13 protein-coding genes are annotated in these 16,216 nt (G+C 70.9%); all 13 read left to right on the top strand.

The genetic code is table 11. The features are described from left to right. Positions 1–167: 167 nt before the first annotated feature. The 13 genes from RFN52_RS09205 (at position 168) to RFN52_RS09145 (ending at position 16,215) form a co-directional block, all read left to right on the top strand. Positions 168–1,103: a carbohydrate ABC transporter permease gene (locus RFN52_RS09205; RefSeq protein ID WP_033310841.1), complete on the top strand. Its 936-nt coding sequence runs from the start codon at positions 168–170 to the stop codon at positions 1,101–1,103. Beyond that, complete coding sequence (locus RFN52_RS09200; RefSeq protein ID WP_184844872.1) at positions 1,100–1,996, top strand: carbohydrate ABC transporter permease; 897 nt, start codon at positions 1,100–1,102, stop codon at positions 1,994–1,996. Before RFN52_RS09205 ends, RFN52_RS09200 begins: the two co-directional genes overlap by 4 nt. Continuing rightward, positions 1,993–3,279, top strand: coding sequence for a pectate lyase family protein (locus tag RFN52_RS09195; protein WP_184844869.1), 1,287 nt, complete (start codon positions 1,993–1,995; stop codon positions 3,277–3,279). Before RFN52_RS09200 ends, RFN52_RS09195 begins: the two co-directional genes overlap by 4 nt. Further along, complete coding sequence (locus tag RFN52_RS09190; protein WP_184844866.1) at positions 3,276–4,475, top strand: Gfo/Idh/MocA family protein; 1,200 nt, start codon at positions 3,276–3,278, stop codon at positions 4,473–4,475. The genes RFN52_RS09195 and RFN52_RS09190 overlap by 4 nt, the downstream gene beginning before the upstream one ends. Then, the gene (locus RFN52_RS09185) at positions 4,472–5,317 is read left to right on the top strand and encodes a DUF6807 domain-containing protein (protein WP_184844863.1); all 846 of its coding nucleotides are present in this window, start codon (positions 4,472–4,474) and stop codon (positions 5,315–5,317) included. The genes RFN52_RS09190 and RFN52_RS09185 overlap by 4 nt, the downstream gene beginning before the upstream one ends. Then, positions 5,314–6,822, top strand: coding sequence for a glycoside hydrolase family 43 protein (locus RFN52_RS09180; protein ID WP_184844861.1), 1,509 nt, complete (start codon positions 5,314–5,316; stop codon positions 6,820–6,822). The genes RFN52_RS09185 and RFN52_RS09180 overlap by 4 nt, the downstream gene beginning before the upstream one ends. Before the next feature lie 33 nt (positions 6,823–6,855). Further along, a complete protein-coding gene (locus RFN52_RS09175) occupies positions 6,856–8,868 on the top strand; it encodes a pectinesterase family protein (RefSeq protein ID WP_184844858.1) in 2,013 nt (670 codons plus the stop codon). 49 nt (positions 8,869–8,917) lie between these two features. Further along, positions 8,918–10,279, top strand: coding sequence for an ABC transporter substrate-binding protein (locus tag RFN52_RS09170; protein WP_184844855.1), 1,362 nt, complete (start codon positions 8,918–8,920; stop codon positions 10,277–10,279). A gap of 145 nt (positions 10,280–10,424) precedes the next feature. Beyond that, the gene (locus RFN52_RS09165; protein ID WP_184844851.1) at positions 10,425–11,222 is read left to right on the top strand and encodes a rhamnogalacturonan acetylesterase; all 798 of its coding nucleotides are present in this window, start codon (positions 10,425–10,427) and stop codon (positions 11,220–11,222) included. Positions 11,223–11,255: 33 nt separating this feature from the next. Next, positions 11,256–12,566: a pectate lyase family protein gene (locus tag RFN52_RS09160; RefSeq protein ID WP_184844848.1), complete on the top strand. Its 1,311-nt coding sequence runs from the start codon at positions 11,256–11,258 to the stop codon at positions 12,564–12,566. A 110-nt stretch (positions 12,567–12,676) separates the two neighbouring features. Next, on the top strand, positions 12,677–13,798 hold the full coding sequence (locus tag RFN52_RS09155) for a pectinesterase family protein (protein ID WP_184844845.1): 1,122 nt from the start codon (positions 12,677–12,679) through the stop codon (positions 13,796–13,798). Next, positions 13,791–15,071, top strand: a complete 1,281-nt coding sequence (locus tag RFN52_RS09150; RefSeq protein WP_184844842.1) for a pectate lyase family protein — start codon at positions 13,791–13,793, stop codon at positions 15,069–15,071. The genes RFN52_RS09155 and RFN52_RS09150 overlap by 8 nt, the downstream gene beginning before the upstream one ends. Then, the gene (locus RFN52_RS09145; protein WP_184844837.1) at positions 15,058–16,215 is read left to right on the top strand and encodes a dienelactone hydrolase family protein; all 1,158 of its coding nucleotides are present in this window, start codon (positions 15,058–15,060) and stop codon (positions 16,213–16,215) included. The genes RFN52_RS09150 and RFN52_RS09145 overlap by 14 nt, the downstream gene beginning before the upstream one ends. Position 16,216: the final 1 nt, after the last annotated feature.

Here is a 16,216-nt window from a genome sequence, read left to right as displayed (position 1 = left end):
GAGCCAAGCGCCACTGCACGAGCCACTGCACGAGCCAAGCGCCACCGCACGACGGCACCACCGTGCTCCGCAGCACGACCCGGCACGACCCTGCCCGGGGAGAAAGCGCTTCCCGCGCACGCACCGATGCACGACGTACCACGACGTACTGAGAACGGAGAACAGTCATGGCCCAAGCCGCAGCCGTGGCGAAACCGCCCGCGCCACCCCGGCGGCGCCGGGCCTCCGCCACGCCGCGCAGGCTCCCGTACCTGCTGATCGCACCGGCCGCCCTGCTGATGCTGGGCTTCATCGCCTACCCGGTCATCAGCGTCTTCTACTACAGCCTGCAGAACTACAACCCCACCAAGCCATGGCGCAACGGCTACGCGGGCTTCGACAACTTCGTCCACGCCTTCACCAAGGATCCCGTCTTCTGGGACACCCTGGTCTTCAGCGCCAAGTGGGTCGTCGTCGAGGTCGGACTCCAGCTGCTGTTCGGTCTCGCGCTCGCCCTGATCGTCAACCAGACCTTCGTGGGCCGGGGCCTGGGACGCGCCCTGGTCTTCTCCCCGTGGGCCGTCTCCGGCGTGCTGACCTCCGCGATCTGGGTGCTGCTCTACAACTCCCAGACGGGCATCACCCGTTACCTCGCCGACATGGGCATCGGCTCCTACGGCACGAGCTGGCTGTCGGACACCTCCACGGTGTTCCCGGCGGCGGTCGTGGCCGACCTGTGGCGCGGGGTGCCGTTCTTCGCGATCCTCATCCTCGCCGACCTCCAGTCCGTCTCGAAGGACCTGTACGAGGCCGCCGAGGTCGACGGCGCCAGCCGCATCAAGCAGTTCTGGCACATCACGCTGCCGCACCTGAAGGACGCCATCATCCTGTCCACGCTGCTGCGCGCGGTCTGGGAGTTCAACAACGTCGACCTGCTCTACACCCTGACCGGCGGCGGCCCCGCGGGCGAGACGACCACGCTGCCGCTGTACATCGCCAACACATCCGTCGACGCCCACAACTTCGGCTACGCGTCGGCCCTGACCACGGTGGCGTTCGTGATCCTGCTCTTCTGCTCGATGGTCTACCTGCGGCTGAGCAAGTTCGGAGGCGAGAGCAAGTGAGCGTCAAGGAAGCCACCAAGGCCGTGCCCGCCCCCGTGCACGCCACCCCCGAACCGCCCCGCCCCGCCAAGGGCCACCGCGCCTGGGACGAGGCGCCCCGCTGGCAGATCTACCTGCCCCTGGGCATCTACCTCCTCTTCACCCTCGTCCCCTTCTACTGGATCCTGCTCTTCTCGCTGCGCCCGGCCGGCTCGACCTCGCTCGTGCCCTGGCCGATGACCTTCGACCACTTCGAGAAGGTCTGGACGGAGCGCAGCTTCGGCACCTACTTCGGCAACAGCGTGCTCGTCGGCGTCGCCACGCTGCTCATGACGACGCTCGTCGCGCTGGCCGGCGGTTACGCCCTCGCGCGGTTCGACTTCAAGGTCAAGCGGGCGTTCATGCTGGCCCTGCTCTGCTCCCAGTTCGTGCCGGGCGCGCTCCTGCTGGTGCCGCTGTTCGAGATCTTCGCCGAACTGCAGATGATCAACTCGCTCGGCAGCGTCATCCTCGCCGAGACGGTCTTCCAGCTGCCGCTGTCGATGATCCTCATCAGCAACTTCATCAAGAACGTGCCGTACTCCCTGGAGGAGGCGGCCTGGGTGGACGGCTGCAACCGCATGACGGCCTTTCGGATCGTGGTGCTGCCGTTGCTGCGGCCCGGTCTGATCGCCGTCGGCTCGTTCGCCTTCGTCCACTCCTGGAACCACTTCCTGTTCGCCCTGATGTTCCTGAACAACCAGGACAAGCAGACGATCCCCGTCGGCCTCAACTCCCTGATGAGCGCGGACAGCGTCGACCTGGGCGCGCTCGCCGCGGGCGGCATCATCGCGGCCGTGCCGGTGGTGATCGTGTTCGCCTTCATCCAGAAGTGGCTGATCACCGGGTTCAGCGCGGGGGCGGTGAAGGGATGAGGGGCAGGCAACTGGCCGTCGCGGCCGGGCTGTTGGGGGTGCTCTGCGTGCCCGCGCACGCCGAGGCCCGGGACATCGGCCGCGACACCCTCCCCGCGAACGACGGCTGGGCCGCCGAGGGGGCGGGCACCACCGGAGGCGCGGCGGCCGACACCGACCACGTGTACACGGTCACCGACCGGGCCGGACTGGTCCGGGCCCTCGACGGTGGCAGCGACACCCCGAAGATCATCAGAATCGCCGGGACGATCGACGCCAACACCGACGACGACGGCGACCGGCTGGACTGCGCCGACTACGCCACCGGCGGCTACGCCCTGAAGAAATACCTCGCCGCCTACGACCCCCGCACCTGGGGCTCCGCCAAGCCCAGCGGCCCCCAGGAGGAGGCCCGCCAGGCCTCCGCCGCCCGGCAGGCCGAGCGGATCGTGCTGCCCGTCGGCTCGAACACCACCCTCGTCGGCCTCGGCGACTCGGCCGTCCTGAAGGGCGCGAGCCTGACGGTGAGGAACGCGGACAACGTGATCATCCGCAACCTCGACGTGCGCGACGCCTACGACTGCTTCCCCGCCTGGCAGCCCAACGCCGGCGGCCTCGGCGACTGGAAGACGGCCTACGACAACATCTGGCTGACCGGCGCCACCCATGTGTGGGTGGACCACGTGACCCTGAGCGACAAGGGCCATCCCGACGCGAAGGAACCCACCCACTTCGCCCGCAACTACCTGCGCCACGACGGCTTGCTGGACATGACCAACGGCTCCGACCTGGTCACCGTCTCCTGGAGCCGCTTCGCCGGCCACGACAAGGCGATGCTCATCGGCAACGGAGACACCGCCACCGGCGACCGCGGCAAGCTCCGCGTCACCCTGCACCACAACGCCTTCGAGTCCGTCGTCCAGCGCGCCCCACGCGTCCGCTTCGGCCAGGTCCACGTGTACAACAACCGCTACGACGTCACCGGCGACGACTACCGCTACTCCCTCGGCGTCTCCACCGAGTCGAGGATGCACGCCGAGAACAACGCCTTCCACGCGCCCGGCCACGTGGAAGTCGCCGACCTGGTCAAGAGCTGGAACGGCAGCGCCCTGCACCAGAGCGGCACGCTCTTCAACGGCTTCCCGGTCGACCTGCTCGCCATCCACAATGCCTACAACTCGGGCAGCGAGCGCGATCTGACGGCCGACGTCGGCTGGACGCCCACCCTGCACGGGCGGATCGACAGCGCCGAGGAGGCCGACCGAGCGGTGGCCCGCGGCGCGGGTGCGGGGAGGATCCCATGACCGGTCGCATGATCGACCGCATGAGCGAACCCCTGAGCGATCGCCCGAGCACGCCCCTGCCCATCGTCCTCGCCGGGGCCCGTGGGCACGGCCGCTGGCACGTCGAGAACATCCGCCGCCTGCAGAAGAAGGGCATCGTCCGGCTCGTCGGGATCTGCGAGCTGACACCGCTGACCGAGGAGGAACTGGGCGACCTGGGCACTCCTGAGCAGTCCGCCGACTTCGGCGCCCTGCTGGACGCCACCGGCGCCCGGGTCGCGGTGATCTGCACCCCGATCCCGACCCACACCGACCTCGCGCTCACGGCGGCCGAACGGGGGGTGCACCTCCTCCTGGAGAAGCCGCCCGCCCCCTCCTACGCCGAGTTCCGCCGGATGGCCGACGGGGTCGCCGCTGCCGGGGTCGTCTGCCAGATCGGCTTCCAGTCGCTGGGCTCGCACGCCCTGACGGCCGTCCGCGAGCTGATCGAGAAGGGCGCGATCGGCAAGCTCGTCGGGCTCGGCGGCGCCGGTGCCTGGGTGCGCGACGAGGACTACTTCCGGCGGGCGCCCTGGGCGGGCAAACGGCGGCTGAACGGCGTCGAGGTGATCGACGGAGCACTGACCAACCCCCTCGCCCACGCCGTCGCCACCGCCCTCGCCCTGGGCGGCAGCACCCGCGCCGAGGACGTCGCCGGCATCGAGACCGAGCTGCTGCGCGCCAACGCCATCGAGTCCGACGACACCTCCTGCGTCCGGATCACCACCTCGCAGGGCCACCAGGTCACCGTCGCCGCGACGCTGTGCGCCGAACAGGCGGACGAGCCGTACGTGCTGGTGCACGGCAGCAGCGGCCGGATCACCTTCTGGTACAAGCAGGACCGGGTGCTGCTCCAGCGCGCGGGGCACGGCCCGGAGGAGTCCGAGCACGGCCGCACCGACCTGCTGGAGAACCTCGTCGACCACCTCACCACCGGCGTGGACCTGCTCGTCCCGCCGGACGAGACCGGCGCCTTCATGAAGGTCGTGGAAGCCATCCGGACCGCTCCCGACCCGGCACCGCTGCCGGACACCGCCTGGCACCACGTCCCCGGCGAGAACCGCCGGGTCGTGCCGGGCATCGACGGACTCGTCGCGGCCGCCGCCGACACCCTCTCCCTCTACTCCGAGCTCGGTGCCCCCTGGGCGCCCCCGTCGAACGAGGTGAGCACCCGATGACCAGCAACGACACCACGGTCCTGCGCGTCGCGGGCCGGCCGGTCGGCCGGTACGTCACCCGGCCCGAGCTGCCGGCCCGGCTCTCCCCGCGCCCCTATCTGCACCCCGTCACCACCCTGGCCGGCACGGCCGTGACCGAACTCGCCCCGGCCGACCACGCACACCACCTCGGCGTCGGTGTCGCCGTTCCCGACGTCGAGGGGTTCAACTTCTGGGGCGGGCGCACCTACGTCCGCGACCAGGGCCCCACCGAGCTCGACAACCACGGCGCGCAGCGGCACATCGCCTTCCAGCTGCGCGACCCGGACGGCTTCGTGGAGGAGCTGCGCTGGGTGAGCGCGGGCGGCGAGCTGCTGCGCGAACGCCGGACGGTCGCGGCCACCGAACTCACCGGCCGGGCCTGGGCGCTGGACCTGACGTTCTCCCTCACCAACGTCACCGGGAACCCGCTGTCGATCGGCAGCCCCGCGACCAACGGGCGCCCGGGCGCCGCCTACGGGGGCTTCTTCTGGCGGGCCCGCAAGGAGCCCTGTGCGCCGGAGGTCTTCACGGCCGCCGCCGACGGCGAGGAGAAGGTCCACGGCCACCCCGCCGACTGGCTCGCCCTGCGGGGCGCCACTTGGACGCTGGTCTTCGCCGGCGCCACCGAACGGACCCGCCGCGACCCGTGGTTCGTGCGCACCGAGGAGTACCCGGGCGTCGGCTCCTCCCTGGCGTACGACGAACGGGTGCCGGTCCCGCCGGGCGAGACCGTCGTGCGCCGGGTGGTCACCGTCGTCGCCGACGGCCGTCTCGACCGCGACGCCGCGGCGTCCCTCGTCCGCAAGGCGGTGAGCCCGTGACCTCCGAGACCTACCGCAACCCGGTCCTCGACGCCGACTGGTCCGACCCGGACGTCGTCCGCGTCGGCGACGACTTCTACCTGACCGCCTCCAGCTTCGGCCGCGTCCCCGGCCTGCCGCTGCTGCACTCCCGGGACCTCGTCAACTGGACCCTGGTCGGCCACGCCCTGGAACGCCTGGAACCGGCCGAGGAGTTCGCGGCGCCCCGACACGACTGCGGCGTCTGGGCCCCGTCCCTCAGGTATCACGACGAACGCTTCTGGATCTTCTGGGGCGATCCCGACCAGGGCATCTTCCAGGTCAACGCCCCGGCGGTCCGCGGCCCCTGGACCCGCCCGCACCTGCTGAAGGCGGGCAAGGGCCTGATCGACCCGTGCCCCCTGTGGGACGAGGAGACCGGTGAGGCCTACCTGGTCCACGCCTGGGCCAAGTCCCGCTCCGGCGTCAAGAACCGCCTCACCGGCCACCGGATGCGCCCCGACGGCACCGGCCTCCTCGACGAGGGCAAGGTGATCGTCGACGGGGACCGCATACCCGGCTGGTTCACCCTCGAAGGCCCCAAGCTCCACCGGCACGGCGGCTGGTTCTGGATCCTCGCCCCCGCCGGGGGTGTGGAGACCGGCTGGCAGGGCGCCTTCCGCTCGCGCGGCTTCTTCGGGCCGTACGAGGAGCGGATCGTCCTGGAGCAGAAGGACACCGACGTCAACGGCCCCCACCAGGGAGCCTGGGTGCGTACTCCGTCCGGCGAGGACTGGTTCCTGCACTTCCAGCAGCGCGGCGCCTACGGCCGGGTCGTCCACCTCCAGCCCATGAGCTGGGGCCCGGACGAATGGCCGGTGCTCGGGGACGACGGTGCGCCCGTCGCCGGACACCGACGCCCCGACCTGCCGCCGCAACCGCCCGCCGCGCCCGCCGCCGACGACGACTTCCCCGGCGGACGATACGGCCGGCAGTGGCAGTGGACGGCCAACCCGGGCGACGGCTGGGCCACCCAGCACTCCGGAGACGGACTGCGGCTGACCTGCGTACGCTCGCAGAACGCTCGCGACCTGCGAAAACTGCCCCATGTGCTGACCCAGCGGCTGCCCGGCGCACCCTGTACCGCCGAAGTGGAGCTGCGCCTCGACAGCGACGAGCCCGGGGCCCGGGCCGGACTCGCGGTCCTCGGGGACGCGTTCGGCTGGATCGGACTCCAGCGCGGCACGGACGGCACGGTCCACCTCGTGCACCGGTTCGCCGAGGCCGTGGCGGAGGGGGAACGCGACGCCGCCCACCCCCGGCTCGCCCCCGAGGGCCGGGCCCGGCTGCGGATCGAGATCGGCGCGGGGGCGCGCTGCCGCTTCTCCGCCGACGTCGGCGACGGCTTCCGGCCGTCCGGTCCCGTCTTCGCCGCCACCCCGTGGCGCTGGGTCGGCGCCCTGCTCGGCCTGTTCGCCCTCGCGCCCGCCGGCCAGGGGCACGCCGGAGCGGCGGCCTTCACCCGCTTCCGGATCAGCGCCTCGTAACACACCCCTGTCGTCAGCCTGTTGGGAGCCGCAATGACGCACTTCCGCCGTAGCAAGCGCTTGTCGAGACCGGGTCGGCCGCGCACGGCCCTCGCCGCCGTGCTCGGCCTCGTCGCCGCGCTGGGCCTCGGGGCGATGGGGGACGCCCACGCGGCGCCCCCGGCGAAACCCGGGACCCCGGCGAAACCCGGGCCCGCGGCGGACCGCTGGACCGACCGGCCGCACGGTTTCGCCTCCCTCGCCGGCGGCACCACCGGCGGGGCGGGCGGCAAGGTCGTCACCGTCACCGACCAGGCCGCACTCGCGAAGTACGCGGCGGCCGAGGAGCCGTACGTCATCCGCGTCAAGGGCGCCTTGGAGATGGAGCCCTTCGGCAGGGAGATAGCCGTCGCCTCGGACAAGACCATCATCGGCGTGAGCGACACCGCCGAGATCGTGCACGGCGGCTTCACCCTCGACCCCGGCACGCACAACGTCGTCATCCGCAACCTGACCATCCGCGACACGGCCATCGACGGCAACTGGGACTGCAAAGACACCGACTACGACGGCATCCGCCTGGACACCGCCCACCACGTGTGGATCGACCACATACGGTTCTCGCGGATCTGCGACGGGCAGCTCGACATCCGCAAGGACAGCGAGTACGTCACCGTCTCCTACAACCAGTTCACCGACAACAACAAGACCTTCGGCATCGGCTGGACCCCGAACGTCACGACGCAGATCACCGTCGACCACAACTGGTTCCGCGCCACCAAGCAGCGCAACCCGTCCGCCGACAACTGCGCCTACGCGCACCTCTACAACAACTACCTGTCCGCGCAGCTGTCCGACGGCGACCCGGTCTGGACGTACGGCAACTGGTCGCGCGGCAGGACGAAGATGGTCATCGAGAACAGCTTCTACGACGGCGTCCAGCACCCGTACCAGGCCGACGCGACGGCGGAGCTGGTGCAGCGCGGGTCGATCCTGCGCAACACGACGGGCCGGCACGACGCGTGGGGCACGGCGTTCGACCCGCGGGAGTTCTACGCCTACCGGCTCGACCCGGCCGCGGCGGTGCCCGCGCTGGTGAAGCGGTTCTCCGGGCCGCAGCAGCGGATCGGCGGGCCGGTCACCCTGCACGTCCCGGGCGACCACCCGACCGTGCAGGCCGCCGTGGACGCCGTCCCCGAGGGCAACGACACCCCGATCACCATCGCCGTCGCGCCGGGCACCTACCGCGAGAAGGTGTTCATCCCCGCGAGCAAGCCGAACATCCTGCTGCGGGGGACCGGACGCGACCGCTCCGACACCGTCATCGTCTTCGACACGCCCGCCGAGTACGGGGGGTCGACGGGCAGCGCCACCGTCCGGATCGCCGCGAACGACGTCACCGCACGCAACCTCACCTTCAGCAACGACTTCGACGAGGCCGCGCACGAGCTGAAGGGCGAGCAGGCCCTGGCGATGAAGACGACCGGCGACCGGATCGTCTTCGAGGACACCGCGTTCCTGGGCAACCAGGACACCCTGATGACCGACAGCCCCAAGCTGACCACCGTCAGCCGGGTCTACGTCCGCGACTCCTACATCGAGGGCGACGTCGACTTCGTCTACGGACGGGCCACGACGGTGATCGAGCGGTCGGTCATCCGGGCGCTGAGCCGCGGCTCCGACTCGAACAACGGCTACATCACGGCGGCGTCGACGTGGAAGGGCAACCCGTACGGGTTCCTGATCACCAGGTCGAAGATCGTCAGCGACGCCCCCGCCGGGACCTACCACCTCGGCCGGCCCTGGCACCCGGGCGGTGAGCCGGACGCGGTCGCCCAGGTGCTGATTAGGGACACCCGGCTGCCCGCCGCGGTCAAGTCCTCGCCGTGGACCGATATGAGCGGGTTCTCGTGGAAGGACGCACGGTTCACCGAACACCGCAACTACGGCCCGGGCGCGACGGTCACCGCCGACCGTCCACAGATGAGCGACCGGGACGCGCGCTCCCACACCGTCACCGCCTACCTGGAGGGCATCGACGGCTGGGCGCCGCACACCCGCCACTGACCCTCCACACCCTCAAGTTCCGCAGGATCCAGAAGAAGAGAGCCGACCAATGAAGATCAGCAATCGCACCAGCAGCAGAGGCGGGCGCCGGGCCTCGGCCGCCGTCGCCCTGGGGGCCGTGCTCGCGCTGACCGCGACCGCCTGCGGCGACGACGGCAGCGGAGCGGGCGGCGACAAGGGCGCCGACGGAAGCGGCAAGGGCAAGATCGTCTTCTGGGACAACAACGGCGGTGTCCGCACCGAGATCTGGAAGGAGGTCATCGCCGACTTCGAGAAGGCCAACCCCGACATCGAGGTCGACTACGTCGGGATCGCCTCGACCGAGTACCAGTCGAAGGTCGACACCGCCCTCCGCGGCGGCGGCCTGCCGGACGTCGGCGGCGTGGGCGCGGCGATGCTCGCGGGATTCGCCGCACAGGGCGCGCTGGAGCCGCTCGACGACCGGCTCGGCAAGTCGTCGCTGAACGGCAAGCTCAACAAGGACATGGTCGAGTCGCTGAAGGCCGCCGGCGGCGGTGACGACAAGCTGTACTCGATCCCGACCTCCGCGAACAACGGTGTGCTGTACTACCGCACCGACCTGTTCAAGAAGGCGGGGCTCCAGGAGCCCACGACGTGGGACCGGTTCTACGCGGCCGCGAAGAAGCTGACGAACGCGGGCAAGAACGAGTTCGGCTACACCATTCGCGGTGGTGCGGGTTCCATCGCCCAGGCGCTGGACGCCATGTACGGGCAGTCCGGCATCACGTCGTTCTGGGACTCCAGCGGTGACAAGACCACGGTCAACGACCCCAAGAACGTGGCGGCGCTGGAGAAGTACGCGGCGCTGTACAAGAAGGTCACTCCGGCCGCCGACCTCAACAACGACTTCACCAAGATGGTCGCGCAGTGGGACTCCGGCACGATCGGAATGCTGAACCACAACCTCGGGTCGTACCAGGACCACGTGAAGGCGCTCGGCGTCGAGAAGTTCCGCGGCATTCCGCAGCCGATCGGTGCCGGCGGCAAGCGGGTGCAGGTGTCCAACCCCGTGGACGGGCTGGGCCTGTTCAAGAGCGGCAAGAACAAGGACGCCGCCTGGAAGTTCATCGAGTTCGCCACGTCCAGGGCGGAGAACTCGAAGTTCAACGAGGCGGCGGGACAGGTGCCGTCGAACACGGACGCGGCGAAGGACGCGTGGATCTCGAAGGCCGAGCCCACGAAGCTCGCCGCCGACGCGTTGTCGGACGGGTCGACGACGATCGTGCAGCTGCCGTACTACCTGCCGGACTGGAACACGATTTCCAAGGCGGACAACGAGCCGAACTTCCAGAAGGTGCTGCTCGGGAAGATGAGTGCGAAGGAATTCCTGGACACGATGGCTGAGCAGCTGAATGCGGCTCAGGAGGAGTGGAACCAGCAGAACGGCTAGTTCTGGATATCGCCGTGGGGCGGCCCGTGGTTTTCAGGGTGCGGGCCGCCCGTGGTTGTTCGCACCCACGCGGCGGAGCCGCATATCGATACAGCCCCGCGCCCCCAGCTGAGTTACCCACACCCCCATTTGAAAGGGACTCCGCGTGTCTATCAGTCGTAGACAGGTCGCTGTCGCCGCGGCCGCCGTGCCGTTGGCGTTCTCCGTGTCCGGCACTGCTCACGCCGGCGTTCGTCGCACTCCCACCCTCTACATCGCCGGTGATTCCACCGCCGCGCAGAAGTACGCCGATGCCGCGCCAGAGACCGGGTGGGGAATGGCTGTTCCGTTCTTTCTGCACGGCTCCCGGCTCGCCGTCTCCAATCACGCCGTGAACGGGCGGAGTTCGAAGAGCTTCGTCGACGAGGGGCGGCTGAAGGGGATCCTGTCCGTCATCCGGCCCGGGGACTTCCTCCTGGTCCAGTTCGCCCACAACGACGAGAAGGCGGAGGACCCCACCCGGTACACCGAGCCCTGGTCGACGTATCAGGAGTATCTGCGGATGTACCTCGGCGGCGCCCGGGCGCGTGGGGCGCGGCCCGTGCTCGCCACCTCCGTGGAGCGCCGGCGGTTCGACGCCGCCGGGAAGGCCCTGCCGACGCACGGCGAATACCCGGCGGCGATGCGTGCCCTCGCCGCCGAGGAGCGGGTCGCGCTGCTCGACATCCAGGCGCTGTCGCTCGCCCTGTGGCAGCGGCTCGGGGTCGAGGAGACCAAGAAGTACTTCAACTGGACGGCGACCGAGCAGGACAACACGCACTTCAACCCGCCCGGGGCCATCGAGGTGGCCCGGCTCGTGGCGCGGGAGCTGCTGCGCACCCGGGTGCTCGGGCCGCGGGACGTGCGCCGGCTGGACGAGCGGATTCCGGAGTCCTGGATCACCTGGCCGGAAGCCGCCGCGTAACACCCCCCGACGAAGAAGGAAGAGAGCCGCACCATGAACGCACGGAAGTGTCATGATCATGCCATTGCGAGAGCCGCCCTGCTCATCGGCTGCACCGCGCTCGTGCTGTCCCTGAGCGGCACCGGCGCCCAGGCCCAGCCCCGGGACATCGCGCGCCAGACCCTCGGCACCGGCGACGGATGGGGCTCCCACGGCACCGGCACCACCGGCGGGGCGACGGCCGACGCCCAGCACGTCTACACCGTCACCACCTGGGATCAGTTCCGGGCCGCCCTGAAGGACGGCGGGACCGCGCCCAGGATCATCAAGGTCAAGGGCGTCATCGACGCCGTCTCCCAGGGCTGCGACGCGTTCGCGGCCGAGGGGTACGACTTCCGGAAGTACCTCGCCGCCTACGACCCCGCCGTCTGGGGCCACGACAAGCCGGTCAGCGGCGAGCAGGAGGACCTGCGGGCCGCGTCCGCCGCCGCGCAGGACAAGACCATCAAGGCGAGCGTGCCCGCCGACACCACCAGCGTGGGCGTGGGGAAGGGCTCCGGCATCCGCGGCGGCAGTCTGCAGATCAAGGGCGTGGACAACGTCATCGTCCGCAACCTCGCCTTCGAGGCCCCGGTCGACTGCTTCCCGCAGTGGGACCCCACCGACGACAACAAGACCGGCGCCTGGAACAGCGAGTACGACGGGATCGTGGTCTACGGCTCCACCCACGTGTGGGTCGACCACAACACGCTGACCGACGGCCGCTACCCCGACAGCGCGCTGCCGTCCTACTTCGGCAAGACCTACCAGCAGCACGACGGGCTGCTCGACGTCGTGCGCGGCTCGAACCACGTCACCGTGTCCTGGAACTCCTTCAAGGACCACGACAAGACCATGCTGATCGGCAACAGCGACAGCGCCACCGCCGACGACACGGGCAAGCTCAAGGTCACGCTGCACCACAACCGTTTCGAGGGCATCGTCGAGCGGGCGCCCCGAGTGCGGTTCGGACAGGTCGACTCGTACAACAACCACTTCGTGGTCACCAAGGGCCAGAAGTGGGGCTACGTCTACGGCATCGGCAAGGAGTCCCGGCTCGTCGCCGAGCACAACGCGTTCACGCTGGCCCAGGGCATCAGCCCGGCGAAGATCCTCAAGAAGTGGAACGAGTCGCCCGTGACCGCGGGTTCCAACATGGTCAACGGCAAGGCGGTCGACCTGATCGCCGTGCACAACGCGGAGATCCCCGGCGAGACGCTCCAGTCGGGCGCCGGCTGGACGCCGGCCCTGCGCGCGGACGTCGACCCGGCGAAGGCCGTCCCGGGCATCGTCGACGCCCGGGCGGGCGCCGGCCGCCTCTGCTGACCCGCCCCGCCCCGCCCCGAACCGGCCGGGGCGGCCGGCGGCGCACCCCCGCCCCGGGGTGCGCTCGCCCGCCCCGGCCCCTTCCCGCCCCACCGCGAAGGAGCGGCCGCATGCACGCGCAGCCCGACCATTCCGCCCTCTCCCGCCGGGGGTTCCTCGCCGCGAGCGCCGCGGCGGGCACCCTCCTCGGCCTCGCCCCCGGCCCCGCGCGGGCCGGCACCCGGCCACGACCGTTCGGCCGGTACGGATCGCCCGCCGCGCGCCGCGATCCCGAGACCCTTTACGTCCACCCGGGCGGAGCCGGTGACTTCACCACCGTCCGGGACGCCGTGGCCGCCGCGAGCGGGACGGGGTACACCCTGGTCATCGCGCCGGGCGTCTACCGGCAGACCGTCGCCGTCGACCCCGGCCGCACCGGGATGACCTGGATCGGGGCGAGCGAGGACCCCTGTGACGTCGTCATCGTGTACGACAACGCGGCCGGAACGCCCAAGCCCGGCGGCGGCACCCACGGCACCACCGGCTCGGCCACCACCACCGTCCAGGCCGACGGCTTCACCGCCCGCTGGATCACCTTCGCCAACGACTGGCTGCGCGCCGACCACCCCGGAACGACCGGCACCCAGGCCGTCGCCCTCAAGGTCCAGGGCGACCGCTCCGCCTTCCACCACTGCCGGTTCCTCGGCCACCAGGACACCCTGTACGCCGACTCCATGGCCCTCGGCACGTTCGCCCGCCAGTACTTCACCCACTGCTACGCCGAGGGCGACGTCGACTTCGTCTTCGGACGGGCGACCGCCGTCTTCGACCGGTGCCACTTCCGGACCCTGTCGAGGACCGACCTGCCCGGCGCCCCCTACGGCTTCGTCTTCGCACCGTCGACCGCCGGCGCCAATCCGCTCGGCTACCTGGTGACCCGCAGCCGCGTCAGCAGCGAGGCCCCCGACGGCTACTACAAGCTGGCCCGGCCCTGGGTGCCCAGCTCCGACACCACCGCCCGCCCCATGCTCACCGTGCGGGACACCCGGCTCGGGCCCGGCATCGACGCGGTCGCGCCCTACGCCAACATGTCCGACTCCCACCCGTGGCAGAACCAGCGCTTCGCCGAGTACCGCAACACGGGGCCGGGCGCGGTCGTCCAGGTCCCCGGGAACCGGCCCCAGCTGAGCCGCGCGCAGGCCCGGGCGCATACCAGGGAGGCCTATCTCGGTGACTGGCTGCCGTATGCGTAGGGCCGCCGCGCTCCTCCTCGGTCTCAGCCTGCTCTGGCCGGCCGCACCGGCCTCCGCCGCCGACCGCGCCCCAGCCGGCCGTGCCCCCACCGGCTGGGCCTCGGCCGGCCCCGGCACGACCGGCGGTGCGGGCGGCCGCACGTGGACGGTGGACACGCGCGCCGAGCTCAAGGCCGCCCTCGCCAACGACGGTGAGCCGACCGCGCCCAAGCTGATCCGGGTCGTCGGCGACATCGACGGCCACGAGAGCGAGAACGGCTCTCTGCTCGGCGAGCAGGACTACGCACCCGGATACGACCTCGGCCGGTACATGTCCTGCTTCGGCGAGGACGGGTCCTCCTGGTCCGACACCCGCTTCGGCCACTGCAAGCAGCAACGGCAGCTGCGGCAGACCGGGTCGAACAAGGAGAAGGCACAGATCCAGCTCACCGTGCCGAGCAACACCACGCTCGTCGGCGCCGGCCGCGACGCCCGGCTGCTCGGGGTGTTCCTGACCGTCAACACCGGCAGCAACATCATCGTGCGGAACCTGCACCTCGAAGCGCCCGTCGACCACTTCACCGGCTGGTCCCCGGACGACGGCGCCCGGGGCAGCTGGAACGCCCGTTTCGACGCCATGACCGTGATCACCGGCAGGAACATCTGGATCGACCGCTGCACCTTCACCGACGGCCGCTTCCCCGACCGCGCGGCACCCCTCGGCTTCCACGGCGAGCGCGTGCAACGGCACGACGGGCTGCTGGACATCGAGGACGGCTCGGACTTCGTCACCGTCTCCGACAGCCGGTTCGAGGACCACGACAAGGCGATCCTCATCGGCTCGGGCGACGGACGCGGCGACCGCGACCGGGGGCATCTCAAGGTGACCTTCGCCCGCAACCTGTTCAGCGACATCGTGCAGCGCGCCCCGCGGGTGCGCTTCGGGCAGGTGCACGTCGTCAACAACGTCCACCGGGGACGGGCACCGCTCTACGCCCTGGGTGTCGGTGTGGAGTCCGCGATCTTCTCCGAGCGCAACGTCTTCCGGTACCCCGGGGGAGGGCCGTCGCTCGCCGTCGCGGCCTACGGGGGCGCCGAGTTCCGCGACACCGGCTCCTGGTTCAACGGCCGACCGGCCCGCCTGAACGCCGTGGCGAGCGCTCTCGGACTCGGCAGCGACGTCGGCTGGGACCCCGCCGACGTCTACCACCACCGCGCCCTGACGTCCCCGGCGGCCATCGAGCGGTACGTACTGCGGCACGCCGGAGCCGGGAGGCCGCATGGACGTCCATGACCCGCCGGGGCGAAGGACGTTCGTGGCCGGGGCGGGCGCCGCGCTGCTCGGCGGGGGAGCGGTGAGCAGGGCGGAGGCGGCGGTCGTGGACGGCCCGCTGCCCGATTTCCACCCGGCGCTGAAGGACGCCCTGACCTTCCCGCTGGCCTGGGGCCGGTCCCCGATCCGCGACCACCGTGCCTGGCGACGGGCCGCCCGCGCCACCGTCGAGGAGCACCTCCTCGTCGAGCGGCAGGACGGGACGCCGTACGCACCGGAGTTCACCGGCCGCTCCCGGACGCGGGACTTCACTCGCGAGCTGGTGACCGTCTCCCTCACCCGCTACGAACGGGTCCGCGGCGCCCTGCTCACCCCGCACGGACGCGGGCCCTTCCCCGCGGTGCTGCTCCTGCACGACCATGGTGCCCGGTTCCACATCGGCAAGGAGAAGCTCGTCCGGCCCTGGTACGACGACACCCGTCTGGCCTCCGCCCGGGCTTGGGCCGGCAAGTACTTCAGCGGGCGGTTCGCCGGGGACGAACTGGCACGCCGCGGCTATGTGGTGCTCTGTCTGGACGCGCTGGGATGGGGCGATCGCGGCCCCCTCGCCTACGAGCAGCAGCAGGCGCTGGCCGCCAACTTCTACAACCTCGGCTCCTCGCTCGCCGGGCTCATGGCCAGGGAGGACCAGCGGGCCGCCGCCTTCCTGGCGGGACTCGACCGGGTGGACGCGCGGCGGGTCGCGGCCGTCGGCTTCTCCATGGGCGCCTACCGGGCCTGGCAGACCGCCGCCCTCAGCGACCACGTGGCGGCCGCCGCGAGCGTCTGCTGGATGACCGGTCTGAAGGAGATGATGGTGCCCGGCAACAACACCCTGCGCGGGCAGTCGGCGTACTGCATGCTCCACCCCGGCCTCGCCCGGCACCTCGACATCCCCGACGTGGCGAGCATCGCCGCCCCCAGGCCGATGCTGTTCTTCGACGGCGGGCGCGACACGCTGTTCCCGGCCGAGGGCGTGCGGGCCGCGTACGACAAGCTGCGTGCCGTCTGGCGCTCGCACCACGCCGAGGAGCGGATACGGACGAAGACGTGGCCGGAACTCGGCCACGTCTTCACCGATCAGATGCAGGACGAGGTCGTCAACTGGCTCGACGACGTCCTGTGAG

Origin of the sequence: Streptomyces collinus, from assembly GCF_031348265.1 — a bacterium.
In the GTDB taxonomy this organism is placed as follows: Bacteria; Actinomycetota; Actinomycetes; order Streptomycetales; family Streptomycetaceae; genus Streptomyces; species Streptomyces collinus.
This window is presented reverse-complemented; position numbering and strand designations above follow the sequence as displayed.

Bases quoted from the DNA above. Each gene is read 5' to 3' on its own strand.
- RFN52_RS09195 (WP_184844869.1), top strand. From the start codon at position 1,993: ATGAGGGGCAGGCAACTGGCCGTCGCGGCCGGGCTGTTGGGGGTGCTC.
- RFN52_RS09205 (WP_033310841.1), top strand. From the start codon at position 168: ATGGCCCAAGCCGCAGCCGTGGCGAAACCGCCCGCGCCACCCCGGCGG.
- RFN52_RS09150 (WP_184844842.1), top strand. From the start codon at position 13,791: ATGCGTAGGGCCGCCGCGCTCCTCCTCGGTCTCAGCCTGCTCTGGCCG.
- RFN52_RS09160 (WP_184844848.1), top strand. From the start codon at position 11,256: ATGAACGCACGGAAGTGTCATGATCATGCCATTGCGAGAGCCGCCCTG.
- RFN52_RS09155 (WP_184844845.1), top strand. From the start codon at position 12,677: ATGCACGCGCAGCCCGACCATTCCGCCCTCTCCCGCCGGGGGTTCCTC.
- RFN52_RS09190 (WP_184844866.1), top strand. From the start codon at position 3,276: ATGACCGGTCGCATGATCGACCGCATGAGCGAACCCCTGAGCGATCGC.
- RFN52_RS09185 (WP_184844863.1), top strand. From the start codon at position 4,472: ATGACCAGCAACGACACCACGGTCCTGCGCGTCGCGGGCCGGCCGGTC.
- RFN52_RS09145 (WP_184844837.1), top strand. From the start codon at position 15,058: ATGGACGTCCATGACCCGCCGGGGCGAAGGACGTTCGTGGCCGGGGCG.
- RFN52_RS09170 (WP_184844855.1), top strand. From the start codon at position 8,918: ATGAAGATCAGCAATCGCACCAGCAGCAGAGGCGGGCGCCGGGCCTCG.
- RFN52_RS09175 (WP_184844858.1), top strand. From the start codon at position 6,856: ATGACGCACTTCCGCCGTAGCAAGCGCTTGTCGAGACCGGGTCGGCCG.